This window comes from Burkholderia sp. Ac-20392 (genome assembly GCF_017104585.1).
Classification (GTDB): Bacteria; Pseudomonadota; Gammaproteobacteria; order Burkholderiales; family Burkholderiaceae; genus Burkholderia; species Burkholderia lata.
On the sequence record NZ_JAAGPB010000002.1, the window covers coordinates 46,174 to 70,649 of the forward strand.

21 protein-coding genes are annotated in these 24,476 nt (G+C 65.1%); 13 read left to right on the forward strand and 8 right to left on the reverse strand.

Annotated features, from left to right (window positions below; translation table 11 throughout):
* Positions 1–11 precede the first annotated feature (11 nt).
* The 4 genes from G3N99_RS00560 to G3N99_RS00575 all read left to right on the forward strand — a co-directional run bounded on the left by G3N99_RS00560 (position 12) and on the right by G3N99_RS00575 (position 2,541).
* Entirely contained in the window at positions 12–464 is a 453-nt protein-coding gene (locus G3N99_RS00560; protein ID WP_174933000.1) for a MaoC family dehydratase, read from the forward strand.
* A 25-nt stretch (positions 465–489) separates the two neighbouring features.
* Positions 490–630 (forward strand): hypothetical protein, encoded by a 141-nt coding sequence (locus G3N99_RS00565; protein WP_206121330.1) that lies wholly within the window; start codon positions 490–492, stop codon positions 628–630.
* A 76-nt stretch (positions 631–706) separates the two neighbouring features.
* Positions 707–1,924: an acetyl-CoA C-acetyltransferase gene (locus G3N99_RS00570; RefSeq protein ID WP_206121331.1), complete on the forward strand. Its 1,218-nt coding sequence runs from the start codon at positions 707–709 to the stop codon at positions 1,922–1,924.
* A gap of 170 nt (positions 1,925–2,094) precedes the next feature.
* On the forward strand, positions 2,095–2,541 hold the full coding sequence (locus G3N99_RS00575) for a nuclear transport factor 2 family protein (RefSeq protein WP_174932995.1): 447 nt from the start codon (positions 2,095–2,097) through the stop codon (positions 2,539–2,541).
* Positions 2,542–2,892: 351 nt separating this feature from the next.
* Here G3N99_RS00575 and G3N99_RS00580 read toward each other — a convergent pair whose 3' ends face one another.
* Entirely contained in the window at positions 2,893–3,807 is a 915-nt protein-coding gene (locus tag G3N99_RS00580) for a transporter (protein ID WP_206121332.1), read from the reverse strand.
* 493 nt (positions 3,808–4,300) lie between these two features.
* Positions 4,301–5,497: a nitronate monooxygenase gene (locus tag G3N99_RS00585; protein WP_277396305.1), complete on the reverse strand. Its 1,197-nt coding sequence runs from the start codon at positions 5,495–5,497 to the stop codon at positions 4,301–4,303.
* Between the two features lie 285 nt (positions 5,498–5,782).
* On the opposite strand from G3N99_RS00585, the gene G3N99_RS00590 reads away from it, so the two are divergent.
* Both G3N99_RS00590 and G3N99_RS00595 read left to right on the forward strand, forming a co-directional pair.
* The gene (locus G3N99_RS00590) at positions 5,783–6,979 is read left to right on the forward strand and encodes an acyl-CoA dehydrogenase family protein (protein WP_206121333.1); all 1,197 of its coding nucleotides are present in this window, start codon (positions 5,783–5,785) and stop codon (positions 6,977–6,979) included.
* A gap of 9 nt (positions 6,980–6,988) precedes the next feature.
* The gene (locus G3N99_RS00595) at positions 6,989–8,104 is read left to right on the forward strand and encodes an acyl-CoA dehydrogenase (protein WP_206121334.1); all 1,116 of its coding nucleotides are present in this window, start codon (positions 6,989–6,991) and stop codon (positions 8,102–8,104) included.
* Between the two features lie 55 nt (positions 8,105–8,159).
* Here the strand turns inward: G3N99_RS00595 and G3N99_RS00600 are convergent, their stop codons facing one another.
* A complete protein-coding gene (locus G3N99_RS00600) occupies positions 8,160–8,942 on the reverse strand; it encodes an IclR family transcriptional regulator (RefSeq protein WP_206121335.1) in 783 nt (260 codons plus the stop codon).
* A gap of 36 nt (positions 8,943–8,978) precedes the next feature.
* Positions 8,979–9,710, reverse strand: coding sequence for an IclR family transcriptional regulator (locus tag G3N99_RS00605; protein ID WP_241011355.1), 732 nt, complete (start codon positions 9,708–9,710; stop codon positions 8,979–8,981).
* Positions 9,711–10,115: 405 nt separating this feature from the next.
* Between G3N99_RS00605 and G3N99_RS00610 the strand changes: the two genes are divergently transcribed.
* A complete protein-coding gene (locus G3N99_RS00610; protein WP_206121336.1) occupies positions 10,116–11,783 on the forward strand; it encodes an NAD(P)/FAD-dependent oxidoreductase in 1,668 nt (555 codons plus the stop codon).
* Positions 11,784–11,936: 153 nt separating this feature from the next.
* Positions 11,937–12,848, forward strand: a complete 912-nt coding sequence (locus G3N99_RS00615) for an NAD(P)-dependent oxidoreductase (protein WP_174986421.1) — start codon at positions 11,937–11,939, stop codon at positions 12,846–12,848.
* Between the two features lie 10 nt (positions 12,849–12,858).
* Here G3N99_RS00615 and G3N99_RS00620 read toward each other — a convergent pair whose 3' ends face one another.
* Positions 12,859–13,599, reverse strand: coding sequence for a carboxymuconolactone decarboxylase family protein (locus G3N99_RS00620; RefSeq protein WP_174940487.1), 741 nt, complete (start codon positions 13,597–13,599; stop codon positions 12,859–12,861).
* A 775-nt stretch (positions 13,600–14,374) separates the two neighbouring features.
* Between G3N99_RS00620 and G3N99_RS00625 the strand changes: the two genes are divergently transcribed.
* Together G3N99_RS00625 and G3N99_RS00630 are read left to right on the forward strand one after the other, a co-directional pair.
* Positions 14,375–15,157 carry an SDR family oxidoreductase gene (locus G3N99_RS00625; RefSeq protein WP_174932980.1) on the forward strand — a complete coding sequence of 261 codons (783 nt, stop codon included), beginning with the start codon at positions 14,375–14,377 and terminating at the stop codon, positions 15,155–15,157.
* The gene (locus G3N99_RS00630; protein ID WP_206121356.1) at positions 15,154–17,124 is read left to right on the forward strand and encodes an FAD-dependent oxidoreductase; all 1,971 of its coding nucleotides are present in this window, start codon (positions 15,154–15,156) and stop codon (positions 17,122–17,124) included. The genes G3N99_RS00625 and G3N99_RS00630 overlap by 4 nt, the downstream gene beginning before the upstream one ends.
* A 409-nt stretch (positions 17,125–17,533) precedes the next feature.
* Here G3N99_RS00630 and G3N99_RS00635 read toward each other — a convergent pair whose 3' ends face one another.
* A complete protein-coding gene (locus G3N99_RS00635; protein ID WP_206121337.1) occupies positions 17,534–18,430 on the reverse strand; it encodes an AraC family transcriptional regulator in 897 nt (298 codons plus the stop codon).
* Between the two features lie 172 nt (positions 18,431–18,602).
* On the opposite strand from G3N99_RS00635, the gene G3N99_RS00640 reads away from it, so the two are divergent.
* The 3 genes from G3N99_RS00640 (at position 18,603) to G3N99_RS00650 (ending at position 21,995) form a co-directional block, all read left to right on the forward strand.
* Entirely contained in the window at positions 18,603–19,556 is a 954-nt protein-coding gene (locus tag G3N99_RS00640) for an aldo/keto reductase (protein ID WP_206121338.1), read from the forward strand.
* Positions 19,557–20,099: 543 nt separating this feature from the next.
* Positions 20,100–21,170 carry an FAD-dependent monooxygenase gene (locus G3N99_RS00645; RefSeq protein WP_206121339.1) on the forward strand — a complete coding sequence of 357 codons (1,071 nt, stop codon included), beginning with the start codon at positions 20,100–20,102 and terminating at the stop codon, positions 21,168–21,170.
* Between the two features lie 51 nt (positions 21,171–21,221).
* Positions 21,222–21,995, forward strand: coding sequence for an SDR family oxidoreductase (locus tag G3N99_RS00650; protein WP_206121340.1), 774 nt, complete (start codon positions 21,222–21,224; stop codon positions 21,993–21,995).
* A gap of 246 nt (positions 21,996–22,241) precedes the next feature.
* Here G3N99_RS00650 and G3N99_RS00655 read toward each other — a convergent pair whose 3' ends face one another.
* Both G3N99_RS00655 and G3N99_RS00660 read right to left on the reverse strand, forming a co-directional pair.
* Positions 22,242–23,075, reverse strand: a complete 834-nt coding sequence (locus G3N99_RS00655) for an IclR family transcriptional regulator (protein WP_241011377.1) — start codon at positions 23,073–23,075, stop codon at positions 22,242–22,244.
* A gap of 93 nt (positions 23,076–23,168) precedes the next feature.
* Complete coding sequence (locus G3N99_RS00660; RefSeq protein ID WP_206121342.1) at positions 23,169–24,473, reverse strand: CaiB/BaiF CoA-transferase family protein; 1,305 nt, start codon at positions 24,471–24,473, stop codon at positions 23,169–23,171.
* Positions 24,474–24,476 lie beyond the last annotated feature (3 nt).

Genomic DNA, 24,476 nt, shown 5'->3' on the forward strand with positions numbered 1-24,476 from the left:
GAACCAGACAAATGCCCGGACTCTATTTCGAAGATTGCCGTGAAGGCCTCGTGGTCGAACACGCGATCCGCCGCACCGTGACGGAAACCGACAACGTGCTGTTTTCCGCGATGACGTACAACTGCGCGCCGCTGCACATCGATGCCGAGTACAGCAAGGGCTCGATCTACGGGCAGCGGCTCGTCAACAGCATGTTCCTGCTGGCGCTCGTCGCGGGCATCACCGTGTATGAAACGACGCTCGGCACGACGCTCGGCAACCTCGGCTTCCAGGAGATCAAGTTTCCGAAGCCCACCTTCCACGGCGACACGATTCGCGTACGTACCGAGATCGTCAACGCGCGGCTGTCGAAAAGCCGCAGCGACTCGGGCATCGTCGTGTTCCGCCACGTTGCGCTCAACCAGCGCGACGAGGAAGTCTGCACGGCAGTGCGTACCGGCCTGATGATGCTGCGCCCGAAGTAAGCGCACGGCGCGCGTGCAAGGTGGTTTGCCGCGCGCGCCCCTGAACAATGAAGCGAAGGCGGCCGGCGACGGCCGCGCCGACGTGGTGATCGAGAACGGCGAGATCGACGGCCGCCGGTTCGCGCTCGATGCGTGCGAGATCGCAGATGGCGGGATTGGCGCGTAATCTAGGGCGACCGCTTGGCGATGCGCGACGATCGCCGCCGGTTCATCCCGCTTCATTCAATCGAAACGAGGTTCTCATGAGACAGGCAGTGATCTGCGAACCGGTGCGCACGCCGGTGGGGCGCTACGGCGGCGTGTTCAAGGACATTCCGGCCGCGACGCTGGCCGAGACGGTGATCCGCGAGCTGGTGCGGCGCACGGCGCTCGACCCCGCGCGGATCGACGACGTGATCTTCGGCCAGTGCTACCCGAACGGTGAGGCGCCGGCGATCGGTCGCGTCGCGAGCCTCGACGCGGGCCTCGGCATTCGCGTGCCCGGGCTGCAGCTCGACCGTCGGTGCGGATCGGGCCTGCAGGCGGTGATCGATGCGGCGATGCGCGTGCAGACCGGCGCGGCCGACCTGGTGCTTGCCGGCGGCGCCGAGAGCATGAGCCAGGCGGAGCACTACATGCTCGGCGCACGCTGGGGCGGCCTGCGCGGCGATTCGTCGCCGCTGTGGGACCGGATCGCGCGCGGGCGCATCACGTCCGGCGGCCGCCATCATCCGGTCGAAGGCGGGATGCTCGAGACCGCCGAGAACCTGCGACGCGAATACGGGATCACGCGCGACGCGCAGGACACGCTCGCGTACCGGTCGCACAGCCGCGCGATCGCCGCGCACGAATCTGGTCGCTTTGGCGACGAGATCGTACCGGTGCAGGTGAAGACGAAAGGCGGCGCTACGCTCGTCGATCGCGACGAGCATCCGCGCGCGGACGTGACGATGGAAAGCCTGGCCGCGCTGCGCCCGGTCCGCCAGAAGGTCGATGCGGAATCGACGGTGACGGCCGGCAACGCGAGCGGGCAGAACGACGGTGCGGCCGTTTGCATCGTGACGACGCCGGAGCAGGCGGCCGAACTCGGCCTGCGCCCGCTTGCGCGCCTCGTCACGTGGGCGGTCGCCGGCGTCGAGCCGGAGCGGATGGGGATCGGCCCCGTGCCCGCGACCGAGCTCGCATTGCGGCGCGCGGGCCTCGCGTTGAAGGATCTCGACCTGATCGAGCTGAACGAGGCCTTCGCGGCGCAGGTGCTCGCCTGCACGGCGGGCTTGGGATTCGACGCCGGCGATTACGAGCGGCTGAACGTCAACGGTTCCGGCATTTCGCTCGGCCATCCGGTCGGCGCGACCGGCGTGCGGATTCTCGCGACGATGCTGCGCGAACTCGAACGCCGCGCGGGGCGCTACGGGCTCGAGACGATGTGCATCGGCGGCGGCCAGGGGCTCGCGGCGGTATTCGAGCGCGTCGCCGCGTAACGGCAATCACCCGGTTCGCGAAAGGAGAACACGCGCTTCGCGGATGACGATTTGAATGTTTGACATGCGGCTTATACGATCCGAAAGCAGTTTGTTGGTTGAATAAAATGCAGAAACGCTTGCGCAACATCGCCTTTATTAAAAATTGAATAATCAAAAGGAGACGTAAAGTGATTTCAGATATTGATCGACTGGTTGCCATTGAAGATATCAAGACGCTTCAGTACAAATTTTTCAGGGCGGTCGATTACGAAAAAGACAAGATCGCGGGGCTGCTCACTCACGATGTCACGATTTCGTTCTCGGACGAGACACCGGCGGAAGCCGTGAAACTGACGCAACCTGTGGTACTGAACGGGCCGGATACGTTCGTGTCATTCCTCAAGCAGTTCGTCGGCGCAGAGCGCTCGGTTCACCTCGGACTCATGCCGCAGATCGAGTTCGACAGTGCCGACAAGGCGAATGGCATCTGGTGGATTCAGGGCGTAGGCACGGATCCCAAAGCGCGCGGCCTGAAGATCGGCCTGGGTTTTGAAACGATGGAATGCGACTATGTTCGCGTCGACGGCAAGTGGTTGATCTCGAGCCTCTCGGCTCGAATTCAGGTACACATGTGACCGGTCGAAGGTCGTTCACCGCGAATCCCGACTCGGAGCGTATGTTGGCGAGTGTCCGTGCACGGGTCGTCGCGGCAGAAGGGCAAGTTGCGGTAGACCAGATTCAACGCTTCCGGGTGCCCGGTGGAGGTTGCGAGACCCGTCACCCGCGTCGAACGTCACGTCGAGCCGTTCTACAAGATGGACCTCGGCGCATGGTCGTTATCGTTCCCGCGCCGGCGCCCCGTAGAGACCGGGACGCCGGCTGACGTTACCAGTCCTGCGATTTCGATCGAGTCATACGCAAAATCGGGCGCGGCCAGTGGTTTGTCCGCGCCCGGTGATCGTTCCAGCCAGGAACAATCGATTCGATCAGAACGCTTTGCTGAAAAACAGCAGCAAGCCATTTGCCTTGGCCGTGTTTCTCGCCCAAATTCCAAATTGAGCCTTGAGTTTGACGCTCGCGCCCCATTCCGGGATGCTGTACGCGATTACCGGGCCGGCCACCGCAATGCCAAAGCGGTCTCCGGGTACGAGCTGGCCGTTTTGTCGATCCTCGGTGACCTGGCGAGCATAATAACCGGCGACGCCAATCTGCCAGCGCCCGATTATTTCACTGATCGCGGCGTCGATATCGATGACCAGCCCATTGTTGTAATTCGTCGTCGGGTTTCTGCCCGCAATATCAAAGAAGACATGCCCGTCGAGTTCCAGGCCATCACCCAGGCGGTTGGGGCCGGTCAGGTAGGTGAGCGCGAAATTCGGGATGTAGTAGAACGTGTTCTGACCCGTCGAGACAATCCGCTTGGAATCGTAGGTACCTGCCGCGAGCATCATCGAGTACGCCAGTTTGACCGTCAGCCCTCTCACCGGATTGTCTCCGACATGGGTGCTCCACATCAGGATGTCAGAGTAGACGTCATTGAATCCCCGCCATGACTCGTGTCTGTCGTTGAGCTTGACCCGCCCGATGCCGCCGCCGTCCGCGACCATCGTGCCCAGCGTTCCTCCAAACAACTTGAACGGATAGATGTAAAGAAGCGCGAATTCGCTCAGGCCGCTCGACGTTGAGAAATCGGCAATGGAATTCTGGCCGCCATTCCCTATGAGCGAATAGGATTTCACGTAACCGACAACCAGCCCCCCGTAAAATCCGGCTTTGTCCGGCAAGACTGCATTCTGTATGTCGGTTCCTCCGACCGGCCCTCCGTACGCAACACCTTGCGCTGAAAAAGCTTCGGACGAAATCAGGCACGCCAGCAGGCTGGCTGAAAATAGCTTCCACATCACTTGTCTCCGTTTGATTCTTCTCGACTTCTTGTTTGGGTCGGTTTGATATGCTTTCGGCGGTGAAGTGCGGATTGGTGATTATCTATTTATTGCGTTGGCCTCCGGATTGTTTTGATTCTTTGGATATTTTGATCACGGATATGGGTGTTTGATTTTCGTGATCAAGCCGGAGGAGGCGGGCTCTCTCCTTCGAGGTGGACGTCTGTCGTTTTCATTTTTCGTCCGGATGGTCGTCGATCCGGAGTTCGCATGGTCAGCGAGTCTGTCTGAGTGACGGCTTGTGAAATATCGACGAGCGTGAGGGCGCGATTGATTGCCCGGCACAACATTGACGTTGCTCGATCCAGGTAGTCGCCAGTCTGAATGTGCCGCTTGAGTCTTTTCGTGTCGGGCCAGTCCAGACCGGGCCCGCACGAGGTATTTCGGCGCGCGGCCGATAGTGAAGTGCCGGACCGTGTTGCCGCCGGTCCGGCATTTTCAGTGCTGCCGATCAGGCGAATTCGACGCGGCCGCGTGAGTCCTTGAGCGTCGCCACCGTTTCATCGACCAGGCGGCGCAGCACGTCGCCGGCCGGCGGCACGTCGCGGATCAGGCTGGAGCCCTGGCCCGCCGGCAGCGGCTGATGATCCTTCAGATCCGCTTCAACCGACGCGAAGCGGACCGGCCCGATCGCGACGCGCTGCTCGGGATACGGCAGCATTTCGTCCTCGTGGCCTTCCCACACCTCGGTGTAGCGGTTCTTGAGCTGGCGCACGTACAGGCCGTCGAACAGCAGCGAGCGAATGGTCTGGTCGTAGCCGGCCTCGACGATCGACTGCTTGTAGTTCGGGCCGACCGTTGCTTCCTGGCTGCCGATGAAGCGCGTCCCGACCCACACGCCCTGCGCGCCCTGGGTCAGCACGGCGGCGATTTGCGCGCCCGTCACGATGCCGCCGGCCGCGACCACCGGCACCGGCGAGAACTCGAGCACTTCCGCGAGCAGGGTGATCAGGCCGACGTCGCCGGTATGGCCGCCCCCTTCGGTGCCTTGCACCACGACGACGTCGGTGCCGGCCTTGATCGCGGCCTTCGCATGGCGGGCCGAGCCGACCATGCTGATGACCTTGACGCCGCGCGCGTGGCATTCGTCGACGACCCACGCCGGCGTGCCCAGCGCGCAGGCGATGACTTCGACCTTGTGCGCGAAGCAGATCTCCAGCTTGGTTTTCGCGTCCTCGATGCCCATCGCCTGATCGTCGACGGGCTTGACCTCGATGCCGAGCGCCTCGATTTCCTTTTGCAGTTGAACGATCGGCGACGGCAGATTCTCGATCTTGATCGACGCGAGGTTCTTGGGCGCGCGCAGCGGGAAGCCGATATCGACGCACAGCGGCTTGTCGGTCAGGCTGCGCACGAGCTTGATTTCCTGTTCGACGCGCTCGGGCGTCGGCGAAATCGCGGCGATCGTGCCGAGGCCGCCGGCCTTCGACACGGCGGCGGCCAGCGGGCCGAACGCCACGCCGCCCATGCCGGCCTGGAGAATCGGGTATTCGATGTTGAGCAGTTCGCACAACGGGGTTTTCAACCTGGACAAGTCTGCCTCCTGTTTTGATGGATGTTCGACGACCGTTCGATCGCGCAGCGCGACGCTTGCCGCCCGTGTGACGGGTGGCGCGTCGTCGCGGGGAAACCCGGTTGCGCGATGCATGCGTGCGGGTTTCGGTGAATTCAATGTAACAAGGCGTCCCGGCAGGTTCAAATCGCAAGTCGCGACGGCGGGGTTCGCGCTTTCCGAACGCTTCGGCCGGGTTCGGTCACGGTGTATTCGCAGGACCAACGAACTCAGCCGGCCGGTTCGCGGATGCCGAATGCCGCGTTCGCCGAATACCAGTTGCACCGCGTATCACGGTCCAACACACTCGATAGCGACAGAAACAAACCGATTGCGCGTGCTGTCGTCGCGCGCACGTCGAGCATCGAGGAGGACATCAGGATGGACCTGCGTTACACCGCGGCGGAACACGCATTCCGCGAAGAAGTGCGCGCGTTCGTCGACGCGAACTTGCCGAACGATATCCGGGACAAGGTTCTGGGGCACCGCCGCGTCGAGAAGGACGACTATGTGCGATGGCACCGGATCCTGAACGCCCACGGCTGGGGGGCGCCGGCCTGGCCGAAGGAGCACGGCGGCACCGGCTGGAGCCCGCTGCAGCGCCTCATCTTCGAGATCGAGTCGTTCAAGCTCGGCGCGCCGCGCCTGCTGCCGTTCGGTCTGCTGATGATCGGGCCGGTGCTGATGAAGTATGCGTCGCCGCAGATGCAGGCGCGGTTTCTGCCGCGCATTCCGGACATGGACGACTTCTGGTGCCAGGGTTATTCCGAGCCGGGCGCGGGCAGCGATCTCGCCTCGCTGAAGACGCGCGCGGTGCGCAAGGGCGACAAGTATGTCGTCACCGGACAGAAGACCTGGACGACGATGGCGCATTTCGCCGACTGGATCTTCTGCCTGGTTCGCACCGACCCGGACGCGAAGCCGCAGGAAGGCATCTCGCTGCTGCTGATCGACATGAAGACGCCCGGCGTGACCGTCCGCCCGATCGTGACGCTCGACGGCGGCCACGACGTCAATGAAACGTGGCTCGAGGAGGTCGAGGTACCGGTCGAGAACCTGGTCGGCGAGGAGAACAAGGGCTGGACTTACGCGAAGTATCTGCTCGGGCACGAGCGCACCGGCATTGCGGGCATCGGCCACTGCTACCGCGAGCTGCGCCAGCTCAGGCACTACGCGCAGATCACGCCGGACGGCGCCGGCGGCGTGATGATCGACGACGCCCGGATGCGCGACAAGATCGCGCGGATCGAGATGGACGTGATGGCGCTCGAGATGCTGCTGCTGCGCGTCGCCACGCAGGGCGCCGGCAAGGCGCCGGGGCCGGAAGCGTCGATCCTGAAGATTCGCGGTTCCGAAATCCAGCAGGACATCGCGATGCTGCAGCAGGAGGTGGCCGGGCCGCACGGCTGGCCGTACTCGCCGGACTGGTTGCTCGACGGCGTCATTCAGCCGGTGAGCGGGCCGGACTGGGCATCGCCCGCGGCATCGACGTACTTCGACATGCGCAAGATCTCGATCTTCGGCGGCGCGACGGAGGTTCAGAAGAACATCATCTCGAAGATGATTCTCGGTTTCTAAGGAGCAGGCATGGACTTTACCTACAGCGAAGAGCAGCAGATGATGGCCGACAGCCTGCGCCGGTTCGTGGAGACCGAATATGCGTTCGAGCGGCGTCGCAAGCGTTCGCGCGAAGCCGGCGCGTTCGATCGCGCGGTGTGGTCGTCGCTCGGCGAGCTGGGCGTGCTGGGGCTCACGATCGACGCCGACCACGGCGGCTTCGGCGAAGGGCCGGCGAGCCGTCTCGTCGTGCAGCGCGAACTCGGCCGCGGGCTCGCGCTCGAGCCCGTGGTGCCGTCGGCGGTGGTGGCGGGCGCGGTGTTCGGCCGGTACGGCAACGATGCGCAGAAGCAGGCCTGGCTGCCGGCCATCGCGAGCGGCGAGAAGATCGTGTCGGTGGCGTATCTCGAACCCCAGTCGCGCTATTGCGCGGACGCCGTGCGTACGGCCGCCGAACGCAGCGGCGACGGCTACGTGATCACCGGCCGGAAAGCGCTCGCGTGGCATGGCGAGGTGGCCGACGCGCTGCTCGTGACCGCGCGCCTCGCGGGCTCGGGCGACATCGGCTTGTTCGTGGTGCCGCGCGATGCCGATGGCGTGACGGTGGCGGGCTATCCGACGATGGACGGGTTGCGTGCCGCGGATATCACGCTCGACGGCGTGACCGTGGCGGCGGACGCGATGATCGAAGGCGGCGTCGATGCGCTTCAGCATGGCATCGACCACGGCATCGCGGCGCTATGCGCGGAGGCATCGGGCGCGATGGAGCGGCTGATCGAGATCACCGCCGAGTATCTGCGCACGCGCCAGCAGTTCGGCAAGCCGCTCGGCGCGTTCCAGGCGTTGCAGCACCGGATGGCCGACATGCTGATCCAGAAGGAGATTGCGCTGTCGATGGCCTACGTCGCGGCCCAGGCGCTCGACGAAACCGGGGCGGACGAACGCACGCGCAAGATTGCGGCCGCGAAGGTGATGGTGGCGAAAGCCGGACGTTACGTCGGCCAGCAGGCCGTGCAGCTTCACGGCGGGATGGGGATGACCGATGAGCTCGAGGTCGGCGACTATTTCAAGCGACTGACGATGTTCGATCCGCTGTTCGGCGACAGCGACTACCAGATGGCCCGATATACGGCGGCGATGGCCTAGCGAGGCCTGCGCCGGCTCGCGTGCGAGGCGCGGCCTGGCTCGCCCGGGCCCGGTCTCAAGGCATGAACGGGACGTCGCGAAGCGCGGCGGCGAGCTCGGCCGCCGCCAGCTTGAGTGGCGGTGCGATCCGGTTCCTGATCGCGTCGATGTCGGGATGCAGGTCCACCGCGCCGCAGCTCAGTGCCATCGGCGTCGCGAAGCGTCCGATGCTGATCGGCAACGCGATGCCGTACACGTCATGTTGAAACTCGCCGATCGACGTACAGACGCCGGTCGAATCGAGTTCGTCGAACGCGACGTCGAAGCTCGCCTTCAACGCAGGCGCGCGCGCATCCGCCGCTTTCAGCAAACGCGCGATGTAGTCGTTACGCGCGTCTTCCGGCAGCCCCCACAGCCAGGCCTTGCCGATCGACGTCGTGCTCATCGGCAGCAGCGACCCGACGCCGAGCTGCAGTGTCGAATTCCGCACGCTGTAGCAATGGGCGACGTACAGCATCTCGAGCCGGTGCGGTACGGCGAGCGCAACCGCCGCGCCGAGCGTGTCGGCCAGCCGTTGCATGAGCGGCTGCGCCAGCCGCGTGACGGGATTGGTTTCCAGGTAGGTGTGGCCGATGCCGAAGATGCCGGCCGCCAGTTCGAAGCGGGGGCCGCCCGCCACGCGGCGGATGAATCCCAGTTGAATCAGCGTGGAGGTCAGGCGGGACACGACCGAGCGCGACAGGCCGGTTCGCTGGACGAGGTCACCGTTCGTCAGCGCGATGCGCTCCGCATGAAATGCATTGAGCACCTGCATCCCGCGTTCGAGCGTCATCGTCGTTTTTTCGGCTTCGTGAGGCATGGCGGCACCTGCGGTCGTGTGGGGCGGCGAGAAGGGTCAGCGGCGCGCGGGCAAGCGTTCCTGCAGTACGCGGGCACACGCGACGAGCCGCGAGCCGAGTTCCCGCTCGACGGCCGCCTGCGCAACCCGCGCGGTGCGGCCGACGCAGCACAGCACGAGGGGCGGGCGACCGGGCAGCGTCAGCGGCGCGGCCACGCAGGTCAGCTCGGGCTCCCATTCGCCATGCAGCATGCAGAAGCCGAGTTCATGCACCTGCGCGATCTTGTCGTTCATCCGGTGGCGAATGGCTGGCGGCCACGCGTCGCCGGCATGGCGCTCCACCTGGGTCCGCAGATACTGCCGTTCGTCTTCCGGGAGCGCCGCCAGCAACGCCCAGCCCATCATCGAATACGCGATCGGCACGTGCATGCCGGGCGACAGCTGCAATTCCAGCAGCGAGCGGCGGTTGACGTGCGTTTCCAGCAGGATCACATCGAGTCGATCACGTGTGCCGAGCAGGACGTACGTATCCGTCGCTTCCGCGAATGCCCGCATTTCGATACTGGCGAGCCGCAGCATCTCGGGGTCGGCGATCGCGGCATAGCCCAAGGCCAGCGAAGCCGATGCCAGCGAATACCGTTTGCTCTTGTCGTCCCGATGCAGGTAGCCGAGCGCGACCAGCGAGCGCAGCAGACGCAGTACGGTCGGTGCGGGAATGCCGGTCGCGTCCGCGATTTCCTGGTTGCCGAGCGACGGCTTGTCCGGCGTAAACGCGGAGAGAATCGACAAGCCGCGCGCGACCGGCGCCACGACGACGGTGCCATCGGCCTGATTGCTGCGCGATGTACGGGGCCACGCCAGATCAATTCCATAGGGTCCGCTGAGGGACTTCTTGCCCGCGTGCCGGGGCAGCGATCTTTCGGGTTGCATCGTGGTGTCGAGTCGATGGTTGGGTGGCGCGTCGGATCGTGCGTCGCAGGCGCGAGATTGCCGAGGCAAACCTCGCGCATCGGTCATGCAGGTCCGGTCGACAAGAATGGGGGCTCCCGTGCTTTGAAATTCTACTGCACCGGATTTGTGCTGTCTGCCGCGTGAACTTTCAAAGCACGGGAAGGCATGGTGCTCTCGATTGTCGGGCAGGGTAGGCAGGTCTCCAATGGAGTCCGCACGGGATGACAACACTGGAGACACGCCATGCAATACCCTGACGAAACCGTATCGACGCGTCGTGACGGCGCACCTGCCGCACCGGATCTCGACGTGATCGTCGTCGGCGCCGGATTCGCCGGCCTTTACGCGCTGTACAAGTTCCGCAAGCTGGGCCTGCGTGCGCAAGCGCTCGAAGCGGGCAGCGGCATCGGTGGCACGTGGTTCTGGAACCGATATCCCGGCGCGCGATGCGATGTGGACAGCGTCGAGTACTCGTATTCGTTTTCCGACGACCTCCAGCAGGAATGGAACTGGCCGGAACGATTCTCCGCACAGGGCGATATTCTCCGATACATCAATCACGTCGCCGATCGCTTCGATCTTCGCCGCGACATCCGGCTGAACACCCGCGTGCAGTCGGCAAACTTCGACGAGTCGAACGGCGTCTGGCGTGTCGAAACCGTCGACGGGCAGGTGGTCACCGCACGTTTCTGCGTGATGGCGACCGGCAATCTGTCGTTGCCGCGCGTGCCGGAATTCAAGGGGCTCGATACCTTCAAGGGCGACTGGTATCACACCGGTCTCTGGCCCGACGAGCCGGTCGACTTCACCGGGCGACGGGTGGGCGTGATCGGTACGGGTTCGTCCGGCATCCAGGTCATTCCCATCGTCGCGAAGCAGGCGAGCGAGCTGTTCGTGTTTCAGCGCACGGCAAACTTCACGCTGCCGGCTCGTAACCGCGCGCTGTCCGGCGACGAACTTGGCCGGCACAAGGCGCGTTACGAATTCTGGCGGGCCGAAGCGCAGAACACGCCCTTTGGTATCGCCGGGCACGCGGCGCCGACGAAGAACGCCCTGGACGACACGCCCGAGGATCGTCTCGCCACGTTCGAGGAAAAATGGAAGGCCGGCGGCAGTATCAGCTTCCTGTATGCGTACAAGGACCTGCTGACCAACAAGGCTGCGAACGACACGGCCGCGGAGTTCGTCCGCAACAAGATCCGCAGTACGGTGAAGAATCAGGCGACCGCCGAGTTGCTCGTGCCGAAGGACTACCCGATCGGCGCGCGGCGCCTGTGTCTCGACACCGGCTATTACGAGACCTTCAACCTGCCGAACGTGACGCTGGTCGACACGAAGTCGGCGCCGATCGTCGAAATCACGGAAACGGGCGTGAAGACCGCTACGGGCGACTATGCGCTCGACACGATCGTGTTCGCGACCGGCTTCGATGCGATCACCGGCGCACTGGCCGACATCGATATCCGCGGACGCGACGGCCTGCCGCTGAAGCAGAAATGGGTGCACGGGCCGCGCACCTATCTCGGGCTGATGACGGCAGGGTTCCCCAACCTGTTCATCGTGACCGGTCCGGGCAGCCCGTCGGTGAAGTCGAACATGGTGTGCGCGATCGAACAGCACATGAACTGGATCACCGATTGCATCGGCAAGCTCGCCGCGCACGGCACCGCGACCATCGAGCCGGATCCGGACGCGGAAACGCGCTGGGTCGAGCATGTCAACGAGGTGGCCGACGCGACGCTGTATCCGCTGGCGGAGTCGTGGTACACGGGCGCGAACGTGCCGGGCAAGCCACGCGTATTCATGCCGTATGTGGGCGGGTTTCACCGGTATCGCGCGATTTGCGACGACGTCGTCCGCGATGACTATCGCGGCTTCGTGATCGCCGATGTTCAGGCAATCGAGGCGTGACGCGCGGTATCCATCGCGCGTGAAGTCGCTGCGAGCCTGCAGGGCTTTGAATCTGCAGCCGCCGCCGCGCTGAAGCGACCACGACGACGAGATGAACCGCCGCGGCAGCGCGTGCGGTTGCATCGACCATTCACAAGCTTGTTCGAGGGTGTCATGACATCAGTAATGGACATCGGCTTTCTGGGGCTGGGGAAGATGGGGGCGCCGATGGCTGAACGCCTGCTGGGGCAGGCCTGCCGGCTGCATGTGTACGATCCGTCTGCGCAGGCGCTGGCGCCGTTCGTCGATGGCGGCGCCGTCGCGCACGCGTCGCCGCGTGCGGTCGCCGATGCGGCGAGCATCGTCTTCGCGTGCTTGCCGAACCGGGACGTGTCGCTGGCGGTCGGCCTCGGGCCGGACGGCGTCGTGCACGGTTCGGCGGTTCGTCTTTACGTGGAGATGTCGACGATCGGCCAGGACATGATCGAGCGAATCGGCGAGGGTCTCGCGCAACGCGGGATCGATATCGTCGACGCGCCGGTTTCCGGCGGCCCGTCCGCGGCGCGAGCCGGCACGCTCGCGATGCTGGTATCGGGCATGCCGTCCGCGGTCGAGCAGGTGTCGCCGCTGCTTGAGCGTATCGGCAAGGAAGTGTTTCCGATGGGGGACCGCCCCGGCATGGCGCAGATCATGAAGATCGTGAACAACGTCGTGATGGCGGCCAACCTGGTGGTCTGTGCCGAGGGGCTCGCGATGGGCGCGAAAGCCGGCCTCGACGCGGACAGGATGATGCGGTTGATCGACTCCGGTTCCGGCCAGAGTTTCGCGTGCTCGAAGATCATGAGCCGGGCCGTGTCGGGGGCATTCGACTTCGGTGCCGCGCTCGCCGTGATCGAGAAAGACATGGCGCTCGGCCTTGCCGAGGCACGCCTGATGGACGTGGCGATGCCGGCCATCGAACGTGCGCGGGACGTCTGGCACGCGGCGTATGAAGCCGGCCGGGGCGGCGAGGACTTTACGTCGATCCTCCGGTACGTCGAGGAGCGGAACGGCACGCGCGTTCGGGGGCGTGCCGTTCAGGCGTGATGCTCGCGGGCTACGCCGCAGCCCGCCGCAGCGGCGGAACGCCGAGCAGGAAACTCTGCATGCCGAGGCAACTGACGATCTGCATGACCTGGAGCACTTGCGCCGGTGTCGCGCCGTAGCGCAGCGCATTGCGCGTATGAATGCGCACGCCCGGCTCGAACATGTGGGTGGTCGATACGTCGATCGCCACATACAGCAGTTCCTTGACGACGGGCGCCAGGGTGCCCTCGCGCCAGGGCGTCGACGAGAACGCGGTATAGCCGTCGAAAAACGCCGGCGAACTGCGGACCATCGCCGTCAGTTGATCGCTCCAGTAGCCGCGGCTGGCAGTGAACGCCGATTTGACCTGCTCGAATTTCTCGTCGAGCGGAAATGCCGCATCGACCGACTGGCCGTTTGCCTCGATTTCCTCGAACAGTACGGGTACGCCGACCATGTACGAGTGAATGCCGAGCACCGACGAGATCTGCAAGGCCTCCGCGATTTCCTGGCGCGTGGCGCCGTGACGCAGCGCGCCCTGGATGTGCAGCGCAACCGCGTCGCCGTTAAGGTGCGTGACGCTCGCGCTTGCCGCGATCATGACGAGATCGCAGAGCTTGGGCTCGAGATGGCCGGCATCCAGTGCGGCGCGGGCCATCACCAGGTAATCGTTGAAGAAGACAGGATCCTCCGCGAGCGCCTGGTCGTGCACGTCGCTCCAGTAGCCGTGTAGTCGTTCGAACTCGGCCTTGAGCGCTGATTTGTCTGTCATGAGTGTCTCCTCTGGAAGCGTGTCAGGTAGCGCGTATCGACGTGTGCCCGGGATATCGAAGCGTTTCCGGCGGCGGCCGGGATGCTGCCGTTGCCGCGCCTGTTTTGCATCACGTCAGTCCTGATTGAAAAGTACGAGAGGAGGGAGCCGCAATTGAAACGCGCGCAAGTTTCCGTACTTTGAAAGCATCCGCAACGCGGCAAGACCGCGTACGCCTCTGCAGAGCGGGGGCTTCCAAAGCACGGGACGGAGCGCATCGCTCAATTGACGACGCTATCCCGACGCTCGACCATCAATGAACGAGCAAAAGAATGACGGAGACGCATTTCACGAATTCCCACCAGGTAATCACGGTCGTTCTGTCGATCGGCTACATCGTGCCGCCGCGTGCGTGCACGCGGGGCCAACGGCATTCGAATCAATCGATTCCTGGCACGTCCGTTTCTCGATCGAAGCCGCTTTTCGCGGCGATGTCCGCGCAAGCGCGTGTCGTTCATTCGGCGGAGCGGAGCGGCAAGTCGTCGTCGTGAGCGTATCCGGATGGTGCCGGTGAAACCTCGTTCGGGAAAGCCTGGCGGTGCATCGCCCGACGCGTACGGAACGGTTCCTGCCGGTTTATCAAAGTACGGAATAGTTGCACCGGCCTGGTGATCCAGACCCCGGTTCCGCGTTCAATATTCGAAGAAGGCTGCAGGGACGTCGCTGCATCGCTCGCACGCCCCGGGTCGAAACTGGAATGACGCATGTCGTGTAGTGAAAGTACGGAAACCCAAAAATGGACATGAAACTTGCACGCCGGCGAGTCCTGATCACCGGCGCATCACAGGGCATCGGCGAGGGTCTCGCGAAGGCGTTTGCCGCAGAGGGATGCCACCTCGTCTTGACCGCACGCTCTGCAGACAAGCTGGAACAGCTGGCAGCCGAGCTGCGCGCCGCGCATGACGTGCGCGTGGACGTGCTGGCGCTGGACATGACGGCGCCCGGCGCGATCGACGAGGTCGTCGCGTTCGCCGGCGACGTCGACGTCCTGGTCAACAACGCCGGTGCGATTCCGGGCGGCACGCTGTGGGACGTCGATGAAGCAGCATGGCGCAAGGGCTGGGAGCTGAAGGTGTTCGGCTACATCAACCTGACGCGCGCGATCTACACCGGGATGAAGGCGCGCGGCGGCGGCGTGATTCTCAACAACATCGGCAATGGCGGCCAGAACTTCGACTTTAACTACATCGCGGGCTCGACCGGCAATGCCGCGTTGATGGCGTTCACGTGTGCGCTGGGCGGCCGCAGCCTCGAGGATGGCATTCGGGTGGTGGGCGTCAACCCGGGGCCGGTCGGCACCGAGCGCATCGCCAAGGTGCTGCGAAACCACGCGGCCCGCCTGCTCGGTGACGAAGCGCGTTCCGACGAGCTGATGGCGGGCTATCCGCTGGGGCGTGCGGCGACGGTCGAGGAAGTCGCCGATCTGTTCGTCTATCTGGCGTCGCCCCGTTCGGGTTACACCAGCGGCACCATCGTCACGGTCGACGGTGGCATCACGTCCAAGCGTTCGGTGGCCTGACCATGTACAAGCATGTTTTCTCACCGCTCCGGATCGGCGCCGTCGAGATTCCGAACCGGATCGTGCGCACCGCGCATGCGACGCGCCTGGCCAACCGATACGTCAACGACGACCTGATCGCCTATCACCTGGCGCGCGCAAAAGGCGGCGCGGGGTTGTCGATCATCGAAAGCACGTCGGTTCACCCGTCATCGACCTTTTCGCTCACGGCGAGCGACGACGGATCGATCGCGCCGATGCGCAAGCTGGTCGATACGATTGCACCAACCGGCATGAAGTTGTTCACGCAGCTCTGGCACGGCGGCTACACCGATCCGGCGGCGGACGGCGGCCTGCCGTGGGCCGTATCGGCACTGGCGGGGCGCTACTCGGTCGCGCCGCCGATTCCGATGACCACCGACCAGATCGAAGAGGTGATCGACGCGTACGCGAAGGCGGCCGTCCGCATGCAGGCCGCGGGGCTCGACGGCGTAGAGGTGCTGGCCGGCGCCGGCTACCTGTTCTCGCAATTCTTCTCGCCGGTGCTGAACCAGCGTACCGATGCGTACGGCGGCAGCTTCGACAACCGCATCCGGGCGTTCATGGAGACGCTGCGCGCGATTCGCGCGGCGACGTCGCCGGAATTCGCGCTCGGCGTGCGCATCGGCGGCAGCTCGGATCCGCGCATTCTCACCGACGAGGACGTCAACGCGATCGCGTTGCGGGCGCAGGCCGAGGGGCTGATCGATTTCGTCAACATCACGCACGGCGACTACTACTTTCACGTCGACCGCTATGCGGGCATGGACGCGCCGGTCGGCTACCAGTTGCCGCACGTCGAGCGCATTTCGGAAGGCGTGACGGTGCCGCGCATCATCGTGGGCCGCTACGCGACGCTGGACGATGCCGAGCAGGCGTTGAAGACCGGGCAGGCCGACATGATCAACATCGTGCGCGGGATGATCGCCGATCCGTTGCTGGTCGTGAAGAGCCGGGAAGGGCGCGGCACCGAGGTGCGGCCGTGCATCGGCTGCAACCAGGGGTGCCTGGGCGGCGCGTTCGCCGGCCGGATGGGCTGCGCGGTGAATCCGGCGGTGGGCTACGAGCAAACGCTGTCGGACGAGACGATCGTCAAAGCCGAGACGCCGCGCAAAGTGCTGGTGGTGGGTGGCGGCGTGGCGGGCATGGAAGCGGCCCGCACGGCGCTGCTCGCCGGGCACCGCGTGACGCTGGTCGAGGCGATGTCCGACCTGGGCGGCCTGCTGAACTGCGCGAAACACCTGCCGAAACTCCATCCGATCGGGGACATTGCGATCTGGCTGGAGAACGAGATCTATCGCCTGGGTGCGGACGTGCGGCTGTCGACCTACGTGGACGCGGACGACGTGCTCGCCGAGGCGCCGGACGCGGTCATTGTGGCCACGGGCTCGCAGCCTGCGGACGTGCATGAGTTCCGGCAGACGGCCGACCCGGCCGCGCAGGTGCCGATTGCGCGCGAAGCGACGGTGCTGACGTCGCTGGACCTGGCGATCGCGCCGCCGCAGGACCTGGGGCGCACGGCGCTGGTTTTCGACGATGTCGGGCACTACGAAGCCATCGGCTGCTGCGAAGCGCTGATCAATCGCGGGGTCGAGGTGACCTATGTGACGCGCCACCTGATGTTCGCCCCGGCCGTCGAGACCACCGGGCGCACGCAGGCTGCGTTGCGCCGGCTGCACAATGCGGGCCGGCTGCGCATCGTCACGCAGTCGGCGCTGGTGTCGGTCGACCACGGCAGTGCCGAGATCAGGCCGCTTTTCGGAACCCAGGCGGAGCGCATCCCGGCCGACACGGTGGTGCTGGTGGGCTACCGGGAGTCGCAGAACGAAATCTGGGCGGCGTTGCGGGGGCGTGTGGATCAACTGCATCTGGTGGGCGATGCGCGATCGGCTCGCGATATCCAGCCGTCGATTCGTGAAGGTCACATTGCCGGACGATCGATAAAGTAGGAGCGGGAAATATCGATCGTTGCAAGGCCGGTCGTACTGCACGGGGTCGGGCGAGAGGAGGGACCGACGGGCCATCCTCTCGCCCGTTTTATTTGGCGTGCCGGCGAAAGCGGCAGGCACGTCTCGCCACATGACTTGCGTAGAGGGTGGCGGTCGGCCGGTTTTCCGATTGCCGGGAACATGCTTGGCGACGTGCGTCGTCAGCCTGAACATTGCGGATGGATCCTGATCCGTGGCTCGACCAGTACAACGATGAACGAGCGCATCAGGCGCGTTGGTGTCATCGCAAGACGCCGATACGCACTTTCCTCTATTCGCTCGAACTCGCCAGGGAGAAACGCATTCCCCATCGATAGCTGATTCCTTGCAGGCCCGACGACCCGCCAGATCGAGTCCTGGCGATCACGACTCAAGCGACCCCGACCCAACCCGGCGAAGCGCGCAGACGGGCGATGTCACGCGCCGGCGGTTCTCCAAAGTGACGTCGATATTCGCGCGTGAATTGCGACGCGCTTTCGTAACCCACGCAGAAAGCGGCAGTCGTAGCGTCGATGCCTTGCACCAGCATCAGGCTGCGGGCGTCCTGGAGCCTGAGTTGCTTCTGGAATTGCAGCGGTGTCATTGCCGTGACGCGGCGAAAATGGTCGTGCAGGCTCGAAGGACTCATTCCCGCTTCAGCAGCGAGTTGCTCGATGCTGACGCGCTCCCGGAAGTTTTGCGTGATCCAGGCGATGGCACGGCCGACCTGGGCGACCGGCCCTTGGCTGGAGGTGATGTGGCGCATTCTGGCGCCATCGGGGCCGGCGAGCAGGCGGTACAGAACTTCCTGCTCCGCAAGCGGCCCGAGCACGGGCAGCGCCGCCGGATCGTCGAGCAGGCGAAGCAGGCGTAGCGCGGCGTCGAGTAGTCCGGTGCTGGCGTCGGACACGGTCTTGCCGATGGGCGGGGATGGCGCTTCCGGCGGCGGCACGCGCAACGCCATGTGTCCCAGCATGACCGGATCGAAATCGAGGTACAGGCAGAGGTAGGGCTTGTCAGGCGTTGCCTCGACCACCTTGCCTGTCACCGGCAGGTCGTACGTGACGACCCCGTAGCGACCCGGCGCGTATCTGAAGACGCGGTCGTCCAGCGTGACCTCTTTGTGCCCTTGCGCGACGAGGCACAGTTGCGGCCGGCAAACACTCGGCATGGGCATCGTCACCGTGGACGACCGAACCAGCGTCATGCGTTCGATGGGCGTCGCGTGGAAACCATCCTTCGAGACGTTTCGGCCAATGATCGCTGCAATTTCCGCCAGTGTTTCCATGAGACGGACTATCGCACGAGCGTCGAAGCGCACGCAATGCGCACCGCGGCTTCTGGACGATCGAGCAGCAATCCTGGGGCATCAGGCTAACGGGACGGCGGTGCGGCACATCACAGTGTCAGCCGCGCCGGGGTTACGCCAACCCCGGCCGCGTAACCGATATGGAGCAGACATGACACCTGACAATCTGACGCCGCCCATCATTGCAATGGGCACGTGGGCCTGGGGCGACAGCGGCGAGACCGGCAATGGCTACTTCGGCAGCAGCCACACGCGGGCTGGCCTGGAGGAGGTTGCCGACAACGCGCACGCGGCCGGGTTCAGCCTCTGGGACACCGCCATCGTGTACGGCATGGGCCGTTCGGAGACCGTACTCGGCGAGGTGCTGAAGCGCTTCGCGCGCAGCGACTATCAGCTCTCGACGAAGTTTACCCCGCAGGCCGCGGGAGCCGGCGCCGATCCGGTGGCGGACATGCTGGAGCAGAGCCTGGCCCGCCTCGGCACCGACTACATCGACCTGTACTGGATTCACAATCCAGCGGATGTGGCGCGGTGGACGCCGCACCTCATCCCGTTGCTGGAGAGCGGGAAGGTCAAACACGTCGGCGTCTCGAATCACAACCTGAGCGAGATCGAACGCGCCAACCGCATTCTCGGGGAAGCCGGGTTTCGGGTCGAGGCCATCCAGAACCACTATAGCCTCCTCTACCGCGGCGCCGAACATGCCGGCATCCTGGACTACTGCCGCAACCAGGGCATCCCGTTCTTCGCATATATGGTGCTTGAACAGGGTGCCCTGAGCGGCAAGTACGATCCGGAGCACCCGCTGCCGGAAGGCAGCAACCGGGCGGAAACTTACAACGGCATGCTGCCTCGCTTGAAGGTGCTGACGGACACGCTCGCATCGATCGGTCGCAAGCGGGGTGCTGCAGCGCCCGAAGTCGCGACGGCATGGGCCATCGCCAAGGGGGCGACGCCGATCATCGGCGTGACGAAGCCCCGTCATGTCGACGGACTGGTGCGGGCCGGCAGGATCACGCTCACGACAGACGAAATCGCCGAACTGGAAGCGCTCGCCGACGCCGCTGACGTGAACACGCGCGGCTGGTGGGAACAAGCAATGTAACGCGGTCGCTTCGCTGTACTGCGTCCGTCTGATCGAAGACATCTATAGCGATGCGGCTTGTTCCGCGATGAAATCCCTGAACCATGGCCGGGCAGGGTGAGTGTTGCTGCGGCGGTGCCAGCAGCGGCGGGAATAACGCCAGCCGGCCGCAGGTCGGTTCGTCGCGCGTGACTTCCCGGCGATCGTTTCCCGTTCCGCGAGCGTCCACGGATGGGACGGATCGGCACGGACCGCGCGAATGGTCGCATCGATCTGCCGGCCGGCCCTCCTGGACGATCTGCAAAGAATGACAGACGTTATCGCATGGATTGTCCAGGGTTCAACCGCTAATCTGGGTGACATCAACGAAAGCGGCAGGTGCCGCACGGATCTCCGTTCATTCGTTGTGTCTGGAGCGCTCGCGAAGAGGATGGCGGGTACACGGCCATTTGATCCCGATGTGTTCCGGTTCCGTTTCGACATTCCCTGGAAGACCCCGATGACTCGACATACCGTGACAAAACCCGCGCCGGCAGCGCGCATGACGACAGGCAACACCGCAACATGAGTCGTCGTGAAGCATTGATCGTCGGCGGGTCGCTTGGCGGCTTGTCCACCGCGCTAGCGCTGGCGCGCGTCGGAATCTCGTCCACCGTACTGGAACGCACCGCCGGCCGCACGCAGCGCGGCGTGGCCATCCGTGCTGCCGGCGCGCCGCTGGAACGCACCATCGGTCGCGTTGCCTATCGCCGCGTGGCCGACGTGCTGGGCGATGTCGCGATCCGTCAGGGCGCCTTGCCGCACGCATGGTGGGACGTGTACACCGCGCTTCGATCCGCCGCCGATGCAGAACCGGCGATCCGCATCGTCGAAGGCGTCAAGGTGGTCGAGATCGGGCAGGACGGCGATACGGTGTCGGCGCGAAGCGAACGCGGGGAGATCTGGCACGGCGACCTGCTGATCGGCGCGGATGGATACCGCAGCGTGGTGCGCCGTCATGTGGCCGCCGACCAATGCCATGCGCGTTACGCGGGCTACGTCGCCTGGCTGGGTCAGTCCGAGATTCCCGAAGCCGATCGACGGCACGTTCGTGGCGTCGATTTTTTCCCGCAGGACAACGAACTGCTGGCGGTCTATCCGCTGATCGACCGCAGCATGACGCTCACGCGCGTCGGCTGGGCCTGGTTCGACGCCGGGCACAACGCGCTGATGCGCGAGACGGGGGCGGTCGAAGGCGGCCACGTGATGTATACGCCGCGTGCCGACGTCATCCCCGATGCGATCTACGACTCGCTGATCGAGCGGGCCGGGCGACGCTGGAAGGAGCCCTGGCGCTCGGGCATCGTGAACGCCATCCGCCGGCGTGAAGTGATCGCAACGCCCATCTCCGAATACGTCCCGTCACGCGTGACGCGCGGCCGGGTCGTGCTGGTCGGCGATGCCGCCCACGCACAAACACCGATGACGGGTGCAGGCTTCGAAGAGGCCGTACTGGATGCCGCCGCGCTGGCCGAAGTTCTGAAAGCGCAACCCGATGTGTTGCAGGGGTTGCAGCGTTACGAATCGCTGCGTCTGGACGCGATGCGACAGCGCGTCGAAGACGGGCAAGCGTTCAGCCGCTCGCTGATCGCGTGAAGGCGTCCGTCACGCCTTCGCACATTCACTTCACCCAACAGGATACTCATCATGAATCGTCTCGCAGGCAAAGTTGCCATCGTTACCGGCGCCGGCAGCGGTACCGGCATGGGCGCCGTCATCGCGCGCGTGTTCGCCGCGGAAGGCGCCACCGTGGTCGTGACGGCCAATGCCAATCGCCAGGACAACATGGACACGCTGGTTCGGGAGATCACCGACCTCGGCCAGAACGCGTCGTCGGCGGTGCTCGACGTGACCCGTCAGGACCAGTGGGCGTCGGTCGTGGCGGATACGATGCAGCGCCATGGCCGCATCGACATCCTGATCAACAACGCAGGCACGCCGGGCCCGCGCGACGGCAGCTGGGACAAGGCGACGGCCGAAGACTTCCATCATGTGATCGACGTGAACCTGAACAGCCAGTTCTACGGGATCAAGGCCGTCACGCCGCATATGGAGCGCCAGGGCAGCGGCGCGATCGTCAACATTTCGTCGGCGGCGGGCATCATCGTGTTCCCCGACGTGCCCCCCGGTTACAGTGCCTCCAAGGGCGCCAGCCGTCATCTGACCAAGGCAGCCGCCGTGGATTTCGCTCGCCGGGGCATTCGCGTCAACGGAATCTATCCCGGGCTGATCGAAACGCCGATGGCCGCGCATTTCACCGAGAATGCGGAGATGCTGGCGGGTCTGCTCAAGGGTATCCCGATCGGCCGGGTCGGGACGTCCGAGGAAATTGCCAAGGCCGCGTTGTTCCTGGCCAGCGACGATGCGTCGTACGTGATCGGTGCCGAACTGGTGGTCGATGGCGGGTTGACGATCATTTGATCCGGCATCACGGCGGCCGTCGGGCCGCACCATGCAGGATTGCAAGGGAATCGGCATGAGCAGGACGCAGGTTCACCGAATCGGCATGTATCGCCCGTGAGCGTCCTGCAAAGCGCCTGGCCTGCCGACGCAGCTCGCGAGCGGCAGGGCGTGCGTGACTTGCTCGGCCATTGCGCGATCGCTACCGGGAGTCGCTGGTACGCGCCCCGCGAATTGCCGGGGCGTGCTCACCGCACGCGAAGCCGCTCAAGACGTCTGGCGCTTGCCCCTGGCGGCCGGCGACGGGTCGAAGCCGAGCATCTGCGAGATTTCGCGCGCGCCGTCCAGAATCAACCCCTTGAATCGATCCATTTGGGGAATGCCCCGGCTTTTGGGGGTGCCCATCACGAGTGTGGCGATTGCTTCGCCAGCCTCGTTGAAGATCGGCGCGCCGAATCCCACCACGTCGAGATCGTTCTGGTCGACGGTAATCGCAATGCCGGAACTGGCTGCTTCGCTGACGAGGCGGCGCAGGTCGCGCTTGTTGGTCGTCGTATAGGGTGTCAGCAGCGCGGGCGTGACGGACTTCAGGTACTGCTCGCGCTTTTCCGCCGGCATGAACGCCAGCAGGATTCGTCCGCCCGACGACGAGTACAGCTCGCGGCGCTCGCCGATGCCGGCGATGAAGCGGATGGCATGACGGCTTTCCGCCGACATGATGTACACGAGCGACGGACGGTCGCTGGCCAGTTGCCCGATCAGCACGGTCTCGCCGGCTTCCAGCGCGATGCGCTCCATCACGGGCCGCGCGATTTCCGGAAAGCGCCGCTGCGCGACGATCGCCGCGCCGAGCTTGAACGCCTCGACCCCGAGCGAATACTTGCCGTCGGCGTGCACGAGATACTCGGCGAACGTGAGCGCCCGAAGCAGCGCCAGCAGGCTGGTCTTCGGCGTGGCGGTCAGTTCCGACAGATGGGTCAGCGTCGCGCCGTCCGGCAGTTCGGCCAGCAGCCGCAGGATATGCACGATGCGCGTGGTCGCGCGCGGCCCGGGCAATTCGGTGGCCGGGGTCGCGTCCTGAGGGTCGGTGGCGGAATGCATGTCTGTCATCGCAGGTGAAAGAAGGCAACGATTATAGCCAGATGCACCACCGTCACCGGCCCGGCGGGTGCCGCAAACGCCCGCTCGGCGGCGTCAGGCGGATTGCGGCGCCGAATGCAGCGCGATCACGCCGGCCTCGGCCAGCGCGGTGATGCGTGCGTCGCTCAACTCGAGTCGTTCCCGCAGCACCTCGGCCGAATGCTCGCCGAGCAGCGGCGGCGCGCGATCATACTCGACCGGCGTGGCGGACAGGCGCAGCGGGCTCGCGACCACCGGCGCACTGCCGGCCAGCGGGTGAGCGATATGGCGGACCGCCTCGCGCGCGCGCGCCTGCTCCGACGCCAGCGCCTGCGCGACGTCATTGATCGGCCCGCACGGTACGCCGCACGATTCGAAGATCGCGATCCACTCGTCGCGCGGGCGGGCGAGGAACGCATCGACGAGGGTCGGCAGCAACAGCGCGCGATTGACGCTGCGGGCCGAATTGGTCGCGAACCGGCTGTCCTCGGCGAGCCCCGGAAGCCCGATGGCGCCGCACAATGCCTTGAACTGGCCGTCGTTGCCGCACGCGATGATCAGGTGGCCGTCGCGCGCAGCGAACGTCTGATACGGGACGACGTTGGGATGTGCGTTGCCGAGCCGGCGTGGCGCGACGCCGGTGGTCAGGTAGTTCGACGCCTGGTTGGCGAGCATCGCGAACTGGCTGTCGAGCAGCGAGATATCGATGTGCTGGCCGAGGCCGCTGCGTTCGCGTTCCATCAGCGCCGCGAGGATCGCCGTGGTCGCATACATGCCCGACATCAGGTCGGTGACGGCGACGCCGACCTTCTCCGGGCCGCCGCCCGGCGCTTCATCCGGCTCGCCGGTGAAGCTCATCAGGCCGCCCATCCCCTGAATCAGGAAGTCGTAACCCGCGCGATGCGCGAGCGGGCCGGTCTGGCCGAAGCCCGTGATCGAACAGTAGACGAGGCGCGGGTTCACGGCGGCGAGGCTCGGATAGTCGAGGCCGTACTTGGCGAGCCCGCCAACCTTGAAGTTCTCGACGAGGACGTCCGCCTGCTCGGCGAGCGAGCGGATCAACGCCGCGCCCTCGGGCGACGCGATGTCGATCGCGACCGATCGCTTCCCGCGGTTCGTACAGAGGTAGTAGGCGCTTTCGCTCGTCGCGCGGCCTTCGCCATCGTGCAGGAAGGGCGGCCCCCACGTGCGCGTGTCGTCGCCGGTGCCCGGGCGTTCGATCTTGGTCACGTCGGCGCCGAGGTCCGCAAGGTTCTGCGTGCACCACGGGCCGGCGAGGATGCGCGACAGGTCGAGCACGTTGATGCCGGCGAGCGGCTTCGGACGATGGCCGGCCGGCGTGTCGCCGGTGGACGGATTGCGAATGGCGGTGTCTTGCATGTG